20 protein-coding genes are annotated in these 16,448 nt (G+C 58.6%); 5 read left to right on the top strand and 15 right to left on the bottom strand.

The window, feature by feature from the left end:
- Window positions 1-142 precede the first annotated feature (142 nt).
- Genes C6366_RS04930 through C6366_RS04915 form a run of 4 tightly spaced genes read right to left on the bottom strand, consistent with a single transcriptional unit; the run spans window position 143 to window position 2,652 of the window.
- Window positions 143-925, bottom strand: coding sequence for an ABC transporter ATP-binding protein (locus C6366_RS04930; RefSeq protein WP_107736235.1), 783 nt, complete (start codon window positions 923-925; stop codon window positions 143-145).
- A 2-nt stretch (window positions 926-927) separates the two neighbouring features.
- Complete coding sequence (gene modA / locus C6366_RS04925) at window positions 928-1,686, bottom strand: molybdate ABC transporter substrate-binding protein (RefSeq protein ID WP_107736234.1); 759 nt, start codon at window positions 1,684-1,686, stop codon at window positions 928-930.
- Complete coding sequence (modB, locus tag C6366_RS04920; protein WP_107736233.1) at window positions 1,686-2,363, bottom strand: molybdate ABC transporter permease subunit; 678 nt, start codon at window positions 2,361-2,363, stop codon at window positions 1,686-1,688. The genes modA (C6366_RS04925) and modB (C6366_RS04920) overlap by 1 nt, the downstream gene beginning before the upstream one ends.
- Complete coding sequence (locus tag C6366_RS04915; RefSeq protein WP_107736232.1) at window positions 2,356-2,652, bottom strand: hypothetical protein; 297 nt, start codon at window positions 2,650-2,652, stop codon at window positions 2,356-2,358. The genes modB (C6366_RS04920) and C6366_RS04915 overlap by 8 nt, the downstream gene beginning before the upstream one ends.
- Before the next feature lie 611 nt (window positions 2,653-3,263).
- Here C6366_RS04915 and C6366_RS04910 point away from each other — a divergent pair.
- On the top strand, window positions 3,264-4,370 hold the full coding sequence (locus tag C6366_RS04910; protein WP_158269649.1) for an XdhC family aldehyde oxidoreductase maturation factor: 1,107 nt from the start codon (window positions 3,264-3,266) through the stop codon (window positions 4,368-4,370).
- 151 nt (window positions 4,371-4,521) lie between these two features.
- Here the strand turns inward: C6366_RS04910 and C6366_RS04905 are convergent, their stop codons facing one another.
- Window positions 4,522-5,730 carry an ATP-binding protein gene (locus C6366_RS04905; RefSeq protein WP_107736230.1) on the bottom strand — a complete coding sequence of 403 codons (1,209 nt, stop codon included), beginning with the start codon at window positions 5,728-5,730 and terminating at the stop codon, window positions 4,522-4,524.
- Window positions 5,731-5,874: 144 nt separating this feature from the next.
- Here C6366_RS04905 and C6366_RS04900 point away from each other — a divergent pair, with 144 nt between their 5' ends.
- Window positions 5,875-6,465, top strand: a complete 591-nt coding sequence (locus tag C6366_RS04900; protein WP_107736229.1) for a Uma2 family endonuclease — start codon at window positions 5,875-5,877, stop codon at window positions 6,463-6,465.
- A gap of 60 nt (window positions 6,466-6,525) precedes the next feature.
- On the opposite strand, the gene C6366_RS04895 is transcribed toward C6366_RS04900, so the two are convergent.
- The 4 genes from C6366_RS04895 to C6366_RS04880 form a co-directional block, all read right to left on the bottom strand.
- The gene (locus C6366_RS04895; protein WP_146164772.1) at window positions 6,526-6,816 is read right to left on the bottom strand and encodes a hypothetical protein; all 291 of its coding nucleotides are present in this window, start codon (window positions 6,814-6,816) and stop codon (window positions 6,526-6,528) included.
- Between the two features lie 121 nt (window positions 6,817-6,937).
- Window positions 6,938-8,161 carry a putative sulfate/molybdate transporter gene (locus C6366_RS04890; protein WP_107736227.1) on the bottom strand — a complete coding sequence of 408 codons (1,224 nt, stop codon included), beginning with the start codon at window positions 8,159-8,161 and terminating at the stop codon, window positions 6,938-6,940.
- Between the two features lie 204 nt (window positions 8,162-8,365).
- On the bottom strand, window positions 8,366-9,433 hold the full coding sequence (locus C6366_RS04885) for a TOBE domain-containing protein (protein WP_107736226.1): 1,068 nt from the start codon (window positions 9,431-9,433) through the stop codon (window positions 8,366-8,368).
- 16 nt (window positions 9,434-9,449) lie between these two features.
- Window positions 9,450-9,725: a hypothetical protein gene (locus C6366_RS04880; protein WP_107736225.1), complete on the bottom strand. Its 276-nt coding sequence runs from the start codon at window positions 9,723-9,725 to the stop codon at window positions 9,450-9,452.
- 176 nt (window positions 9,726-9,901) lie between these two features.
- Between C6366_RS04880 and C6366_RS04875 the strand changes: the two genes are divergently transcribed.
- Window positions 9,902-10,759, top strand: coding sequence for a uridine kinase (locus tag C6366_RS04875; RefSeq protein WP_107736224.1), 858 nt, complete (start codon window positions 9,902-9,904; stop codon window positions 10,757-10,759).
- Window positions 10,760-10,875: 116 nt separating this feature from the next.
- Here the strand turns inward: C6366_RS04875 and C6366_RS04870 are convergent, their stop codons facing one another.
- On the bottom strand, window positions 10,876-11,097 hold the full coding sequence (locus C6366_RS04870) for a hypothetical protein (protein WP_107736223.1): 222 nt from the start codon (window positions 11,095-11,097) through the stop codon (window positions 10,876-10,878).
- A gap of 98 nt (window positions 11,098-11,195) precedes the next feature.
- On the opposite strand from C6366_RS04870, the gene C6366_RS04865 reads away from it, so the two are divergent.
- Both C6366_RS04865 and C6366_RS04860 read left to right on the top strand, forming a co-directional pair.
- Window positions 11,196-11,579: a helix-turn-helix transcriptional regulator gene (locus C6366_RS04865; protein ID WP_107736222.1), complete on the top strand. Its 384-nt coding sequence runs from the start codon at window positions 11,196-11,198 to the stop codon at window positions 11,577-11,579.
- A gap of 39 nt (window positions 11,580-11,618) precedes the next feature.
- The gene (locus C6366_RS04860; RefSeq protein ID WP_233248395.1) at window positions 11,619-12,062 is read left to right on the top strand and encodes a winged helix-turn-helix domain-containing protein; all 444 of its coding nucleotides are present in this window, start codon (window positions 11,619-11,621) and stop codon (window positions 12,060-12,062) included.
- A gap of 77 nt (window positions 12,063-12,139) precedes the next feature.
- On the opposite strand, the gene C6366_RS04855 is transcribed toward C6366_RS04860, so the two are convergent.
- From C6366_RS04855 to C6366_RS04830, 5 genes are all read right to left on the bottom strand, one after another.
- A complete protein-coding gene (locus tag C6366_RS04855; RefSeq protein WP_107736221.1) occupies window positions 12,140-12,424 on the bottom strand; it encodes a CopG family antitoxin in 285 nt (94 codons plus the stop codon).
- Window positions 12,425-12,745: 321 nt separating this feature from the next.
- Complete coding sequence (locus C6366_RS04845; RefSeq protein WP_107736219.1) at window positions 12,746-13,504, bottom strand: ATP-binding cassette domain-containing protein; 759 nt, start codon at window positions 13,502-13,504, stop codon at window positions 12,746-12,748.
- Between the two features lie 2 nt (window positions 13,505-13,506).
- Window positions 13,507-14,265 carry a molybdate ABC transporter substrate-binding protein gene (gene modA / locus C6366_RS04840; protein WP_107736218.1) on the bottom strand — a complete coding sequence of 253 codons (759 nt, stop codon included), beginning with the start codon at window positions 14,263-14,265 and terminating at the stop codon, window positions 13,507-13,509.
- An 81-nt stretch (window positions 14,266-14,346) separates the two neighbouring features.
- The gene (gene modB, locus C6366_RS04835; protein ID WP_107736217.1) at window positions 14,347-15,015 is read right to left on the bottom strand and encodes a molybdate ABC transporter permease subunit; all 669 of its coding nucleotides are present in this window, start codon (window positions 15,013-15,015) and stop codon (window positions 14,347-14,349) included.
- A 176-nt stretch (window positions 15,016-15,191) separates the two neighbouring features.
- The gene (locus C6366_RS04830) at window positions 15,192-16,421 is read right to left on the bottom strand and encodes a TOBE domain-containing protein (protein ID WP_233248394.1); all 1,230 of its coding nucleotides are present in this window, start codon (window positions 16,419-16,421) and stop codon (window positions 15,192-15,194) included.
- Window positions 16,422-16,448: the final 27 nt, after the last annotated feature.

Genomic DNA, 16,448 nt, shown 5'->3' with positions numbered 1-16,448 from the left:
GCGAAGTGCATGTTCTTCCCGCTCGGGATGAAATAGCTGCTCTGATCGCTCAATTCAATGATTTCTTCCCTCTCGGGAAGATATTATCGGATACCGACAGTCCTCCAAACCTTTCATGTTGCGTCCTGGAAACCGCATTGATTTACCCCGAACGCCTGCCTCCTTTCCCTGCTCCGAATCCATTGCCGTTGGCCGCTTCAAACAACGGCGTAAGAATATGCTCGGCGCATTCGCCTCCGGAGCGGCGCTCCTGGTAGTCCAGCACCTCCAGCACCCGCCCGTGACCAAAAGCCACCAGGGTTTGGGCAAAGACCTCCACGTCGGCCAGATCGTGGGTGACCATGACCATGGGCACGTCGAACCGTTTCTGGATTTGGGCCAGTTCCTCGCGCATTATCATCCGCAAGGGTTGATCCAGGGCCGTGAACGGCTCATCCAGAAGCAACAGTCGCGGTTTTGGAGCCAGGGCCCTGGCCAAAGCCGTGCGCTGGCGCTGCCCCCCGGACAGTTGATAGGGACGTTGTCCGGCAAGAGCGGCGATGCCGAACAATTCCAGCAGTTCCCCCACGTTGCGCCGCTGTTCCGTGTCGAGCGGTCGAAAAGGCCGCTTCAGGCCAAAGGCCACGTTTTCCCGGACAGTCAGATGCGGAAACAGGGCATAGTCCTGGAACACGACGCCGACGTTGCGCTTTCTGGCAGGCACGTTCACCCTTGCCTGGGAGTCATAAAACGTGACCCCCCGGACCGAGACATGCCCGGCCCGGGGGGTCAGCAGTCCCGCCAGGGTCATCAGTGTCAGCGTTTTTCCGGAGCCGGACGGCCCGAAGAGAACGATGGACGCGGCAGATGCCTGGAACGATGCATCCAGTTCAAAGCCGCTCGTATCACCGGTGAAGCTTGTCGTGATGTCGCACCGCAGAAGCATTGTTATTCCGCTTTCCTGAATCCATACCCGGAAAGAACGGCTTGTCCCTTCTCGGACAGGATGAAACGCACGAAGGCTTGGGCCAGGTCCGGATGTTTGGTGTCGGAGAGCGGAGCAATGGAATACAGGGCTGGTTCCCTCATGGGCATTTCCATGACCACGGCCACGCTGTCCGCCCCCCGGACTGCGTCCGAGGCGAAAAAGAACCCGGCATCCATCTCGCCGAGCCGCAAATAGCTCAACAGTTGAGTCACGGTTTCCGCGAAGATATACTTGGATTCCAGAACTTCCCAGAGTTCCAGGTCCTTCAGCGACTGCCTGGCGTAGTTTCCCGCCGGACTGGTGTCCGGCGTAACCACTCCGATCCGACGAACACCAGCGTTCTCCAGGTCTTTCAAGGTCGAGACCCCGGCGGGATTGTTTTTTGGCACGGCCAGGACGATCCAATTTCGCGCAAAGACGTTGGATTCCGTCGCTTCGACTCGCCCGATCCGGACGGCCTCGTCCATCCAGCGCATGTCCGCGGAGGCGAACACGTCCACGGGCGCGCCCTGTTCAATCTGCCGGTAGAGCGCCCCGGAGGCTCCGAAGTTGAAGACCAATCGAGCTCCAGGGTGTTCCTTTTCAAAATCTTTCTTGATCACATTGAAGGCATCCATCAGCGAGGCCGCCGCGGACACGATCACCACCTGAGCGGCGGCCGGCACGACCGAGGCAAGAACCATGACACCACACAGCAGAGCGGCGGCAATCCGTTTCATTACCTTTCCTCCCATTTGGGTTTGAGCAAAGCGCCCGTAATCCATAAAATCACCACGCAGGCGGCGGACAAGACGAACACCAGCATGTTGGCTAGGTCCTGGTTCCCGGTCTGCACGGCGCTGTACACGGCCAAAGGCATGGTCTGGGTTCGACCGGGCAGGTTGCCGGCAACCATCAGGGTGGCCCCGAACTCGCCCATGGCCCGGGCAAATGCCAGCATGGTCCCGGCTGCGATCCCGCGCACGGCCATGGGCAACAAGACACGCAAGAAGATTTGCCATTCGCCGCAACCCAGGGTGCGGGCCGCGTTTTCGTACTTTTCCCCAACCCCCTCCAACGCGGCTGTGGCCGACTTGAAAACCAGGGGAAAAGCCACCACGGAAGCGGCAACCACCGCCCCCTGCCACGTGAACATCAAGGTGATCCCAAAGGTCGACTCCAGCCAACCGCCGATCACACCGTTTCGCCCTATCAGCACGATCAAATAATACCCCAGCACCGTGGGCGGCAGGACCATGGGCAGGGTCAACACGGCATCGAGCATGTTCCGACCGGGAAAACGAAACCGATGAATGACCCAGGCCAACAATACCCCGAAGATCAGGGCGAAGAGCGTGGCCAGGGAGGCTACGCGCAGGGTGAGTTGCAGGGGGAAGAAAAACGAGCCGTCAGTCATTGTCCGGCCATGTTCGGATTCCGGTTGTCTTGCCTATTCCCCAAAAAAACGCCGCAACCAGCAGACAAAGGAACCCGCCGAAAGGACTGGCCAGGGTCAGTGGCAGACCGATACCTGCCAGGAACAAAGGCAGGCCTTTGGTGGCCGCTTCCCCTGCCGGAATTCGGGACAAGCTGCACGAAGCTTCCCCATCCACTCCGTCGGAAAAGACATACAAGGAATTGCCCACCAATTTTTCACAAACCACAAAAACCATGGCCACGAGACAAATTCCCAAAAAAATACCCATGACATCCCTCCTGCTCGTTGTTTTGCCTTGGAGGAAGCATCATGCGTGCCAAACACAACAACCTAGAATCCTTGCAAATATTTTTCTAGCTTCAAAATTTTCTACATTATTGCAGTTTGCATCCTCTACAATTATGTACCTTTGCCGGGAACTCGATACCAATGCGGAGAGTTCTTCCGAAAGAATCATGTATGCTATAATTAGCATAATATCAACAGGAATCCTCCGACAGCTTCGCTCTCCATACGCATATGCCCCACTTTTTTGGACCATACCAGATTTTTCATGGAATTATAGACAGTTGCAATCACAACAACATCCCTCGTTTTCACGCTTTCCTTGCCTTTCGGCTCCGGATGTTTTGAACAAAAGCTGAAACATTACCTTGCGCGGGAGGCAATTTGAATGCATTTTTGCCTTGTACAGGGGGCAATATGGACTGCAAAACAATCTTCAAGCGCCAATTCTTGACGCCCAGCAGCCAGCCGCACCCGTATCCAAGGAACAATGAGCCGCCTTGCCCTTCACCATGGACGACGACTGCGCCGACACGGACCGATGAAGCGCGCCCTGCTACGCCTTGAACAACGCGGTCAACCATGAGGAGAACCATGAACCGACTGGAAAATGAAATCTTGCTCCTGCTGGAGGCCGGACAATCCGTGGCCTTGGCCACCATCGTCAGCCTGTCCGGCTCCGCGCCGCGCACGCCGGGCACGCGAATGGTCGTGCTTCCGGACGGCGCTATCCTGGGAACCATTGGCGGAGGACGCCTGGAGGCCGAGGTCATCCGGGTCGGGCTGGAAACACTTGGCCACGGTCAGGGTCGGCTGCGACGCTTTGCCCTGACCGGCAAGGACGCCGCGGAAATGGACATGATCTGCGGCGGTGTGCTGGATGTGCTGGTGGAACCGCTGCGGCCGCTGCCATCAACCATCGACCTGCTGCGAACCCTGCGCCGCTTTCAGGAAACCGGCGAGGAACCGCACCTGGTCACCCTGCTCCGGGAAGACGCCGACGGCGGGGGCGGGCTGCACACCGAACACCTCCTGGCCCGGCGTTCCGCCTCGGGTTTCGACTTCCACCCCCAACGCCCGGACAACGCAGAGGAGCTGACGTCGCTCCTGGAAGCCGCCCGCTCTGGATGCTGCCCAACGCTCTTTCCCGTGGGCGGCTTCCGTGCGGTGATCGAGCCGATCCTGGGCAAGGAAACCCTGCATTTGTTCGGCGCGGGCCATGTTTCCAAGGAGGTAGCGGCCCTGGCGCACCACGTGGACTTCCGCGTGGAGGTCTCCGACGACCGAGCCGAGTTCGCCAATGCAGAGCGCTTTCCCAGGGCCGAGGCCATCCACGTTCCGGAAAACATGGCCCTGGACCCGAGCCGAATCTCCGAAAACAGCTATGTCGTGATCCTCACCAGGGGCCACAAGCACGACATGGACATCCTGGCCCAGGCCCTGCGCACCAACGCCGCCTACATCGGCATGATCGGCAGCCGCCGCAAGCGCGACGCCATCTACACGGCCCTGCGACGACAAGGATTCGCCGACACGGACCTCTCCAGTGTCCACTGCCCCGTGGGCCTGGACATCGACGCCGAAACCCCGGCGGAAATCGCCCTGAGTATTGTCGGCGAGCTGGTAAAAATCCGCGCCGCTAACCGCAAGACAAATCCGTCGCTCCCCAGGCTCCCGAAAGGATTGTCCCTGGACAAGTGAGCAGGCCGATTGAGCAGGCAAGGAAGCAGGCAGGCAGACGCCTGCCCGGCCATGAAACGTGTCGCCCGGAGTTGTTGAGCAGCCCTCACTCCAGGGCCACGACAGTGTCGTAAAGCCCACGTGAAATTCAAGGTCCGTCTGCCATGCGTCTTCAACGGCCGACTTGAACGTGACCACGAGCACGCGGCGGGCAGCCAACCTCCTGGCCAACTCCCGGGGCCACGGGGCAGAGCACTTCGGGCAAACCGGGCAGAGCCTGTTCCAGAGGGATGACCTCGATGTTATCCAGGTAGCGCCGTTCACGTCCGCCGTAGAAAACATAGGCTCTGGCCATGGGGTAGTCATGGAGAAACGCCCTCAAGCCGCTGAGTTCTCTGGGTCTGATGGTCGCGGTGCGCTTAACCTCAATGGCGATCAGCCCCTTTTCACCGTACAGCACGAAGTCCACTTCCTGTTTCTCAGCCGTCCGCCAGTAATACAGGTCAAACCCCAGGCGCAGGTTGTCGTTGACCGCACGCAGTTCTTGGAAAATCAAGGTCTCAAGGGCCGCTCCGTCGATTTCTTCGGGCCTGTCCAGCGGGCCTTTTGGTCGAAGCGCCCTGAAGACTCCGGCGTCGAACAGAAAGAACTTCGGATGGACGGTCATGCGCCGTCGGGCTTTCCTGGTGAACACCGGCAAACGCCAGGCCAACAGAAGATCTTCCAGAATATGGAAATACTCTTCAACCACTTTGCGGTTCACCTCGCATTCCCGTGCCACTTCGGAGATGTTCAGGACGCCTGCTTGGGACAGGCTGGCTGCTTCCAGGAAGCGGGCGAAGGCTTGGAGATTGCGAACCAGCCCTTCCTGCTGAACCTCTTCGCGCAGATAGGTGTGAACGTAACCAGCCAGGTAGTCAGCAGGGTCCGCCTCCGTGCAGGCTGATGGCAGGTGGCCGTGCGCCAGGGAACGGTCCAGGGAAAAATCCGAGCCCAGTTCCACGGCGGTCAGCGGGTGCATGGCTCTGGTTACGGCCCGTCCGGCCAGCAGGTTGATGCCACTGCCGCGCAGTTTGCGGGCACTGGAGCCAGTCAGTACAAAATGCAGGCCCCGGTTTTCAATGAGTCTATGGACCGTGTTCAGCAATTCCGGCACCCGCTGAATCTCGTCCACGACCACCCAGTTACTGAAGCCGGGCGGGATCAGTTCTTCCAGCCGGTGCGGGGATGCCAGCAAGGAAGTGTACAATCGCGAATCCAGAAGGTCGACGTAAACTGCTCCAGGAAAGACCGACCGAACCCAGGTGGATTTGCCCGTTCCCCGAGGGCCGAACAGGAAAAAACTTTTCCGCTCCGGCGGATCAATATTTCTGGTGTACATATCTCCATTTTACAGGAAGAAATGGAGTTGTCAATGGCAAACTTCGGGACGATTGCTTGACCAGAAAGAAACCGGCGCTTAGGTTTAAAGTTTGTCTCATCATCAATTCAGGCTCTTGGGATCGCTCCCCATGCTGGAGGCACCATGACGGCATTGCCCGCTTTGAAGCCCGAAGGATTCTCATACCGGGATTATCTGGCCTGGCCGGACCAGGAACGCTGGGAGATCATTCACGGCGAGGCCTTTGCCATGACTCCCGCGCCGTCAACGCGGCATCAAATGATCAGTCGCAACCTGCTCTGGGGCATCGGAGAATTCAAGAAGAGTTTAGGCTCGTGCCAAGTCTTCACCGCCCCCACGGACGTGGTCCTGGACGACCGGACCGTGGTTCAGCCGGATCTGTTCATTGTTTGTGACAAAACCAAGATCACGCCCAAATCCATCCAGGGGCCGCCGGATCTGGTCATTGAAATCGTTTTCAAGGCCACCGCGTTCAAGGATACGGTGGTCAAGAAACAGCTTTACGAGGAGTTCGGCGTGGCCGAGTACTTGTTGTTATTTCCGGACCTGGACCTGGTGGAGCGCTATATCCTGAACAAGGGACGCTACCTGACCCCGGAGCGTTTCAACTGGGACGCCACCCTGGCGTTGCACGCCTTTCCAGTCCAGCTTCACTTGTGGGAAATCTTTGAACGCGATTACCCCCCGGCCCAGCCTTCTCCCGTGCGGGATTGAAAGGCTGAAACCCGCAGGCCCTTAGTCATGCGCACTGAAGGGGGAAAAATCGTCGCTTTCTCACTCAGTCAGCTCCAAAGCTTCCGGATCAACGAGCACGCGCACCTTGTCCCCGACCATGACGCCGAGGCGTCTGGCTTCATCTTTGCTGGTGATGCTGCGGAGAAGTACGCCGATATCCACGAGCACCATGATGTTCGGACCTTCCACGGTCATCTGCAATATTTCGCCGACATGTCCCTGCTCGGCCATTTCTCCTTGAGCGGCATCAATGGGGGAAAGCCTGATCAGATCGGGTTTGATAAAAACCCTCCCCGGGCTTGAGCGCGACGTTTGTATGGGCAGGATCACATTGTCTCCGACAATGCAGACCGGTCCCTGTCCTCTTTGAACAATGTCGCGGGAAGTCAGGTTTTCGCAGTCTGCCGACCAACGCTTGACATTTCAGAGTTTGCACGAGGGGCACCTCCGGTCACACCTTCAGCCTATCCGAACGCAGCACATAGGCCAAAATCGCGCCGACCACGAACCCCACGGCCAAGTTGGACGCCAGGGTGATGCCAACCACGGACGCAACCACGAACATATCCTTGCGAACAGTAATATCCAGCATGCTCAGACAGAGCTGGAGACCGGCGAACACCAGGAGTACGCCTAAAGCGGACATGGGGAAAAGGAAGAGGACCGAGAGGATGTGGTTGCCAAGAAGCACGGCCAAGGCCAGGAAAATGGCTCCAATGATCAAATTGGAACCGCCGGTGCGCGCACCGAAGCAGTACCGGGAGGCCAGGCCGCCCGCGCCGTGACACAAGGCCATGCCGCCGACAAGAAAGCTGAGCAGGTTAGCGAAGGCCATGCTGATGCACAGCCCCTTGGGTGTGACCCGCTGTCCCTCCTGGGGGAAGTACTGCCGGGAGAGGTCGCTGGTGGCGATGACGGCGTTGCCGATGGTCATGGGCACCTGGGGAATGACCAGGACGAGCAGGGCGAAGGAGAAGTCGACGCCGGACGGAAAACCATAAGGCAGCAGCGGAGGGAGGTTGATTCCCGGGCGTAGTGCGTCCAGCCCTTCCCCGGTCCCCAAAAAAATGCCGACCAACAACCCCGCGCCCACGACCACCAGGGCAGCCGGCAAACGCTTGTTGTCCAACAGGAATAAAGTCAGCCCGGCCAGGGCGATGCCGACGAGCAAGCCAAGGGGAATCGGGCCGAGGCTTTGCAGGCTCAGATACGGCTCCGCTGCCTGGCGGAGCTGCTGGAACTGGCTCGTACCGATCATCAGCTTGACGCCCTGGGACGCCAGCAAAAGCCCTGTGGAAAGCTGGACCCCGCGCACCACGGCTTTCGGTATCAGGCGGCTGAGAACGGTGATCAGGCCGGTCGCGCCGATCAGCAACAGGAAAGCAAAGGTAATCAGACAGGAGGCCTGGATCTGCGTCGCAGTCACCCCCGTGGCGATGGCGTAGGCCGAGATGACCTTCATGGGTTCCACCGGGCAGGTCACCCGGAAATAGAGCCCGGTCATGACATAGACCAGCCCCACGGAAAAAAAGACCCCCATGGGGCTCAGGCCGTTGATCAGAATCATGCCGATGGCCAGGGGGAGCAACGTCCCCAAGTCCCCCAGGGAGCCGGCCAGCTCCAGGCGGTTGAAGCGCAACGGCGCGTATGCGGTCTCTGGTGCGACAGCATTCATTTCCGACCTCCGATGGTGTTTTCAGGCGCTCCTGCCGGAACAGTCGCGGCCCTGTTTCCTGGAATGATTCCTGAAACCAAATCGAAAGGAGAAAGACACGTTTTCATGAATTATCGTGTAAGTATGAGTGGAAATACCCTTGACGCCGCAATGGGTCAAGTCCGTTGAGGAATGAGGGGTGCCGCGCCGCGACTGAAGTCGGCCTCACTCTCGATTGAGAACCACGCAATAGGCCCCGAAAAGCACCCAGGCCTGGTCGCCTGAGCGCAGCTTCAGGCGACGGCTGCTCGCGGCGGTCGTTATGGAGCAGATTTCCGTGCCGTCCGCCAGGCGCAGCAGGATTTCGGCGTTGATCCGGCCGGTGCCGACGTCGATGACCGTGGCCGGCAGGCGGTTCTCCGCGCTGCTTTGGTCCGTCGCCTCCGAACCGGCGACGAGTACCCAAGGGGCCTTGATTTCCGCGGTCGCGAACATCCCTTTCCTCAGCCGCATTCGGCGTAGGCTGGCGTTGGTGATGACCGAGACGACGCGCAGCCCGCCCAACGTCAGCAGGGTCACTTCGGACTGAATGTCCCCGGTGACGATTTCCGAGATCTTGCCGAAAAAAATGTTCCGGGCGCTGGTGCGTCGGCGGCTCTCCCGGTCCACGTACTGCCTGGCGGCATGGTGGACGTCCTCCTCGGAAACGTCCAGATGCGCGGCGGTGAGGTTGGGAGTGGAATGGCCGAGCAGCCTCTGAACCACGGGAAGCGGCACGTTTCCGCGCAGCAGTTCCACGGAGCGCGACCGGCGCAGCGTACTGGGATTGCCGAACTCCCGGGGCAATCCGCACGCCTCGGCCTGCTCGTAGAACTTGCGCCGGACATGGGCCGGATCGATCCGAAACAGTGCCTCATCCGGGCCATGCCCGCCCTTTTCCAAGGCCGCGCGCAGCTCCTCGGCCAGATCGTCGGGGATTTCAACGGCCCTGGCCCGCTCCCGTTCCTCGCCGCCCACGGTGACGACTAGATTTTCCAGATCAATGTCCCCCGCCTTGAGGTCCAATATTTCGTTCAGCTTGGCGCCCGTATGGCGGATCAAAAGAAATATCAGCAGGATGCGCTGCCTGGACACCCGAACGTCCCGCCGCGGAGAGTCTGTTGCCCAAGCGCGAAACGTCCGCTCCAACTCCGCCAGTTGGACGGAATCAAGGACCTTTGCGGTAGGCGGAACGAAAAAAGCAACGCCTATCGGACGCCGAGCCGCGACGCTCTCGTCTGGGATGGAGTGCATTTTTTACGTGAATGAATCAGTTGGAGAATGTTCTTCCCAGGAAAAACAACCCGAGAGCCAGGGCGAGACATAATATACCGGACGATGGATGAGCAAGCGTCAGGGGCAAGCCGACGCCTCCCAGGAAGATGGGCAAAACCTTGACTACGGCCTCCCAGGCGGAAAGCCCGGCGGAAGCGGGCTTTACTCCGGGCTCCATCTCCTGGCCATGGAATGCCGCATCCCCTCCGAGCCATGTTTCGCACAGTACAAGGACCAATGCGGCCCCCAAAATCAGAAAAAAAATCCACATGTCGTTCTCCTCGCGTGGAGTTCACGTCTGCCGTTCACAGCTTGGCTTTCGCCTTGAATGAGTGTATCTATCACCTTAATATTGTTAAGGATAGACTCGCGACGAATCAGGCGAATTCGTCATTTCAGGTCAGTTTGGCCGTCAAACCAACCAATACGCACAACACAGGAGGAAAAATGACACGACTCGTAAAGGAAGACTCGGAAGTCGGACGGTTGCACATCAACACCCCGCTGATGGGCGAATCCCTGGTCAGCAAGGAGTTTTTGCGGCGCACGGAATCCAAGGAGTACTTCCGGATGCAACCGGAGATCAACATCCTGAAAATCGGCGGACAAAGCATCATCGACCGCGGAGCCAAGGCCATCTTGCCGATCCTGGACGAGCTGATCCGGCTCAAGGAAGAATACAAGATCCTGCTGATGACGGGCGGCGGCACGCGCGCGCGGCATGTCTACAGCATCGGCGTGGACCTGGGCATGCCCACCGGCGTCCTGTCCAAACTTGGCGACAAGGTCTCCTGGCAGAACGCGGAAATGATCTCCGTCCTGCTGGCCAAGCACGGTGGCGTAAAAATCGGCCACGGCGACAACCTGGAACAATTGACCATGTTCTGCCGGCTGGGCTACCTGCCCATCACCTACGGCATTCCGCCCTACGGCTTCTTCGAACACCCGGCGGAAATCGGCTCCATCCCGCCGCACCGCACGGACTGCGGCGCATTCCTGCTGGCCGAGAACATCGGAGCCCGCTCCGTGATTTTCCTCAAGGACGAGAAGGGACTGTTCGAGACCGACCCCAAAAAGGTCGACGCGGCCAAACGCGGAGGCCTGAAGTTTTTCGACAAGATATCCGCCGGAGAACTTCTTGAACTGGATTTGGACGACCTGATCATCGAGCGGCCCATCCTGACATTGCTCCAACGGGCCAAGTGCATCAAGCAAATCCAGATCATCGACGCCCTGAACAACCCCGGCGACATCGGCAAGGCCCTGGCTGGGGAACATGTGGGAACGATCATCACCAAAGACTGAAAAACGATATCGCCCCTGACAGGAAATACCGATCCTCAAAACCAAAGCGCCGTTCGGAACTCTTTCCGAACGGCGCTTTGGTTTAGTCGCCTTGAGCAACGAGAAGTTTGAACGGTCTACTCTTCGTCCTCGTTTTCTCCTTTGCTCTTGCCTTTTTCCGGCTTGAGCAGAACAATCTCCGCGCCCACGGCCGAGGCGATTTCCTCGACCTCTTGTTTGCGGATGTGCTCGACCTTGAACTTCACGTCCGCGCCGGACACGGCCACGATCCGAAACCGCGGCTTTTTCTCCCCTGCCTCAACCTTGCGTCGTTCCCTGATGAAAATCTTGCCAGCCATTGTTCCCTCCTGTAGATTTTTTCAACGTTATTTCGGTGTTCACCCACTAACACGATTTGCCATATATATCCTCTAAGGATATATTGTCAAGGAGCATCATGCCCCCCGGAAAATCCTCGACTGAAGTTTCGTCCGACAAAGGCAGCGGACAAGGAAAGGCCGAACGGTATATGAAGCCGTCGTTGCTGCTGGCCTTGCGCGAAGGCCGGGCCAGATACGGCTACGACCTGCTGACGACCATTCAGGAGTATGGATTCGTTCAGGGCAAGGCCCCCCCGGGCATGGTCTATCGCCACTTACGGCAATTGGAAGAGGAAGGTCTTGTCACTTCGAGCTGGCAAACCGAGGACGCGGGTCCGGCCAAGCGGGTCTACGAGATCACCGCGGACGGTCTGGACGCCCTGACCGGGTGGACGGAGTTCATGGAACAGCAGGCCCAATGTCTGCTGCGGTTCGTGGAACGGTACAGGGGTCTGTCCTGATGTGAAAAGCCGAGGATATAGATGGAGACGAAAACAGAAATGCCCACCCAACAAACCGCCAATGATTCCATGAAGACGCTGGACATGCCTCTGAACAGCAGTGATCCCATGCCGCCCTCAGCCCCCCAACCTACCTTGCGCCTGCACGTCTGGCTGGAACTGGAAAACGGGCATTTCTTCGGCTTGGGACGGGCGCAGCTTTTGGAGCGCATCCAGCGGTACGGCTCGTTGAGCAAGGCCGCCGAGGAAATGCGCATGTCCTACCGGGCGGCCTGGGGCAAGATCAAAAGCAGCGAGGAAATCATGGGGGTCAAGCTGGTGGAGAAGGTGGGCGGCAACAAATCCGGCTTCCGGCTCACGGAAGAAGGCCGCGGGATAATGGAACAGTTTCTGGCTTGGTACGCGGACCTGGAAAAAAAGGCCCTGAAAAGCGCGGAGAAAAAACTGCCTTGGGAACTGCGGCGGTTCAAGGCGGAAGAGTGAACTACCGGAGATGAAGACCAGGCATGGGAGGATGATCGACGGATTTGATTCTTGACCGGTTCTTTCCAGAAATTGCCTTACCGAATTTCCTTCAATCGCCCAGACACAAGCTTGTGCAGTGAACTCGCAATATAGGTCTGATACGGAACCCCCTCGCGAGCCGCCTGCATTTGGAGCCGTTCCAAATCACGTGACGAGATGCGGATATTGATTCGCTTGTCCTTCTGCAACGTACTCCGTGCGGCCCCTTCAAGTTCTTTTTTTTCTCTTTGGAAATCGCGGATACTCTCGAACTCTCCACGTTCAAAATCATTGAGGATCTGAAGTTCTTCCTGGTCGAAATCCAGCATATGTTCTTTCATGACAAGTACTCCCGAGTAGCTTTGCGACTTGGAATGATGGTCTTCAAAAACCTGACCCCCTTCTCCTTGACATAAGGGACCAGCCACACATAGCCGTTTATATTCAGAACAATGATATTCTGTTTGGGGTATCGTTCACGATTGGGATGTCGTATTACATCCAGCACATCTCCGTTTTGGATGCAAACCAGAACATCTTCAAAGCACACACCTCGATTCCTTTCAAGCATGGCGTTCTTCTCATCATTCCAGTCGAACTTGCTCATGGAGGCAGCTTATCGGGGACGTGTGCCTTTCGTCAAACTTACCATCGACCCGCATTCAACCCGCGACGTTATTGCCATTGGCCGCATCGAAAAGCGGCGTCAGAATATCCCTGGCGCTTTCGCCTCCGGAGCGGCGCTCCTGATAATCCAGCACCTCCAGCACCCGCCCGTGCCCAAAGGCCACCAGGGTCTGGGCAAAGGCATCCACGTCGGCCAGATCGTGGCTGACCATGACCATGGGCACGTTGAAGCGTTCCCGGATTCGGGCCAGTTCCTCGCGCATTTTGGCACGCAAGGGCTGGTCCAGGGCCGTAAACGGCTCGTCCAGGAGCAGCAGTTCCGGATTGGGGGCCAGGGCACGGGCCAGGGCCGTGCGCTGGCGCTGGCCCCCGGAAATCTGATGCGCTCGCCGACTGGCCAGGGAGGCGATGCCCACCAGTTCCATGAGTTCGTCCACCTTGTGTCGCTGTTCCGTTCCGAGGGGCAGCAACGGACGTTTCAGGCCAAATGCCACATTCTCACGGACCGTCAGATGCGGGAACAGGGCGTAATCCTGGAAGACGAACCCGACCCGGCGCTGTTTGGCTGGAACGTTCACGCCGTGTTGGTGATCGAACAAGGTCTTTCCCTGGACGATGATCCGTCCGGAGTCGGGCTTGAGCAGCCCGGCCAGAGCCAGCAGGGTCAGGCTCTTGCCCGATCCGGACGGACCGAACAGGACAATGGAAGACAAAGAGGCCGCGAAGTCCACGTCCAGGTTAAAGGATATCCCGGCTCCGGAAAGCCGGGCGACAAGGCGGCACTCCACGAACATGGCTACTCCGGCCGACTGAAGCCGTATCCGGCCAGAATGTCCTGGCCCTGATCAGAAAGGATGAATTGAATGAATTTCCGGCCCATCTCCGACTGTTTGCTGTTTTTGAGCGGCGCGATGGGATAGGACACCGGTTCCGGCAGGGGCAGGGTGGCCACGATCTGGACCCGCTCGCCGCCCTGGGCCGCGTCCGTGGCATACATCAGTCCGGCATCCACCTCCCCGCGCTGCACGTAATCCAGAACCTGGCGCACGGACTCGGCGAAAATCATCTTCGGCTGCAAGACATCCCACATCCCCAGCCCTTCAAGAGCAATCTTGGAATAGTTGCCGACGGGCACCGTGGCGGGCGTTCCCACGCCGATCCGCCGAACCTGCTCGCCGGTCAGATCCGCGACCCCGCTTATGGCAACCCGGCTTGCCGTGGATACGGCCAGGACCAAGGTGTTTTGGGCAAACAGCACGGACTCGTTTTCTTCGACAAAACCGGCGGCAATCATGTCGTTCATCCATTTCAGGTCCGCGGAGGCAAACACGTCCACCGGCGCGCCCTGCTCAATCTGGCGGAAGAGCGCTCCAGAGGCAGCGTAGTTCGGGGTTACCAGAACGCCTGGATTGATCTGCTCGAACTCCGCCTTGATGTCGTTAAACGCATTGGTCAGTGAGGCGGCGGCGGAGACCACCAGTTCCTGGGCCGCGGCAGGCGCGGCCAACACGCAGAACAAAATGCAACTGAAGAGCAACGAACCAATTTTTTTCATCGAACTTTCTCCTTTTAGGGTTGCGACGGATATCAAACTGAAGTCACACTGATCAGGAATCACAAGCCGCAAATCACCGCATCACCACTTGGGCTTGACCAGTCGGTTGGCCGCCCAGAGGATGGCCACGCAGACCACGGAAATAACCAGGACCAGTTGGTTGGCCAGACTGTCGTTGCCGGCCTGGACCGCGCTGTATACGGCCAGGGACAGGGTCTGGGTCCGGCCGGGCAGATTCCCGGCGATCATCAGGGTTGCCCCGAACTCGCCCATGGCCCGGGCAAAGGCCAGCATGGTTCCGGCCACGATCCCGCGCACGGCCAAAGGCAGCGAGACACGCAAAAAGACCTGCCATTCGCCGCAGCCCAGGGTGCGGGCCGCGTTCTCGTACTTTTGGCCCACGTTCTCCAGGGCAGCCCGGGCCGACTTGAACACCAGCGGAAAGGCCACCACCGCCGAGGCGATCACCGCTCCCTGCCAAGTGAACATCAGGGTGATTCCAAAGCTCTCTTCGAGCCACCGCCCGATCATTCCGTTCCTGCCGATGACGACGAGGAGATAATAGCCGAGCACAGTGGGCGGCAAAACCATGGGCAAGGTGAGAACGGCGTCCAGGCCGTCCCGTCCCGGAAATCGGAAGCGGTGAATCACCCAGGCCAGCAGCACCCCGAACACCAAGGCGAAAAGCGTAGCCAGGGAAGCCACGTGCAAGGTGAGTTGCAAAGGGAACCAGAACGAAACTTCAGGCATGGACTAATCCTGTAGGCGGTTGGGCCATAATGACGATGAATGGCGGCAATGGGAGTATAGGCAGAATTCGTGCCATTATCGATAATGAATACATTCCAATCTGTTGCCAGGAAATCGCCCTTGCGGGATACACTTATGTAGCGGTCAAAGCCTACATTTTTGTCGGCTTCGCGGTTTCAGCTTGCGGAATCCTCGGTTCCCAAGATCACCGAGAAGGCCTTGAACAGAACCCATATTTTGTCGCCCACGACCAGTTTCAAGGCCTTGACGGACTCATCCGTGATCAGGGCGCAGACTTCCGTACCGTCCGCCAGTTCCAGAACGATCTCAGCGGAAATATTGCCCTGGTTGATGCGCTTGATTTCGCCATGCAGCCTGTTGCGGGAAGATGTTTGGGGGCTGTCCGGGTCCTTGACCAGGATCACCCAGGGCGCCTTGACGTAGGCCACCGCGGCCCGACCTTCCGCAATGCCCAACTTGTCCAGGGACTCGTTGGTAATCACGGAAACGATGGTAAACCCGCCCGTGGTCGTAAGCACCACCTCGGACAGGATGGTCCCTTTTTTTACCGCTACGACGTTGCCGAAAAACTTGTTCCTGGCACTGGTTTGCATGCCGTGCTCCTTGTTCATATAGAAGGTGATGAGACGGCGCAGGTCATCCGCCTCGTAGTTGACGTAGGACGCCGTGACCATCGGCGTGACATGGCCCAGAATCCGCTGCACCACATGCAAGGGCGCGCCCTCCCGCAAAAGCTCCACGGCCCGGGTGTGCCGCAGGACCATGGGGTTGGCCAACTCCCTGGGCAACCCGATTTCCCGGGCGCGCTCCGTGAACTTGCGCCGGACATAACCTTGATCCAGATGAAAAAGACGACCTTGCAGGCCGACCAGCAACGGGTGCCTTATAATTTCGGCCAGCTCCCGCAAAACCTCTCCTCCGAGTGCAACTTCCCGTGTTTCACGAACCTGGTGTTCCTCCTCGCCGTGACCTCCCGCCCCACCTGTCAAACGGACAATCCCGGATTCCAGATCAATATCCGTCCGATCATCCAGGGTGAGGATTTCCCCCAGCTTGGCCCCGGTGTGGCGCAACAGCAGGAAAAGACCATAGACCCGCTCCCGCGAGGTCCGAACATTTGGCCGTCCGGCCTTGCCCCTCCACTGCCGAAAAGCCCGGGTCAGTCCTTCCATCTGTTCTTCGGAAAGGTGCTTGATTTCCGTGGAAACCCGGAGCATCCGCGCCGCGCAGGGTTTGTCCTTTGACCGTGAAATTCTGGACGGGAATGCCGCTGTATTCCCGTCCAACTTCCCTTCCTTCTCCCTTGCCAACCGCTCCACGGCATCTGACACCACGGCCAAAGCCGTTCGATCCAAGCTCTGTAATTGTTTGAGCAGGTCGATCATTGACTTTTCCTTCCTTCCACTCCCCCC

It is taken from the genome of Desulfonatronum sp. SC1, assembly GCF_003046795.1.
Lineage (GTDB): Bacteria > Desulfobacterota > Desulfovibrionia > Desulfovibrionales > Desulfonatronaceae > Desulfonatronum.
This window is presented reverse-complemented; position numbering and strand designations above follow the sequence as displayed.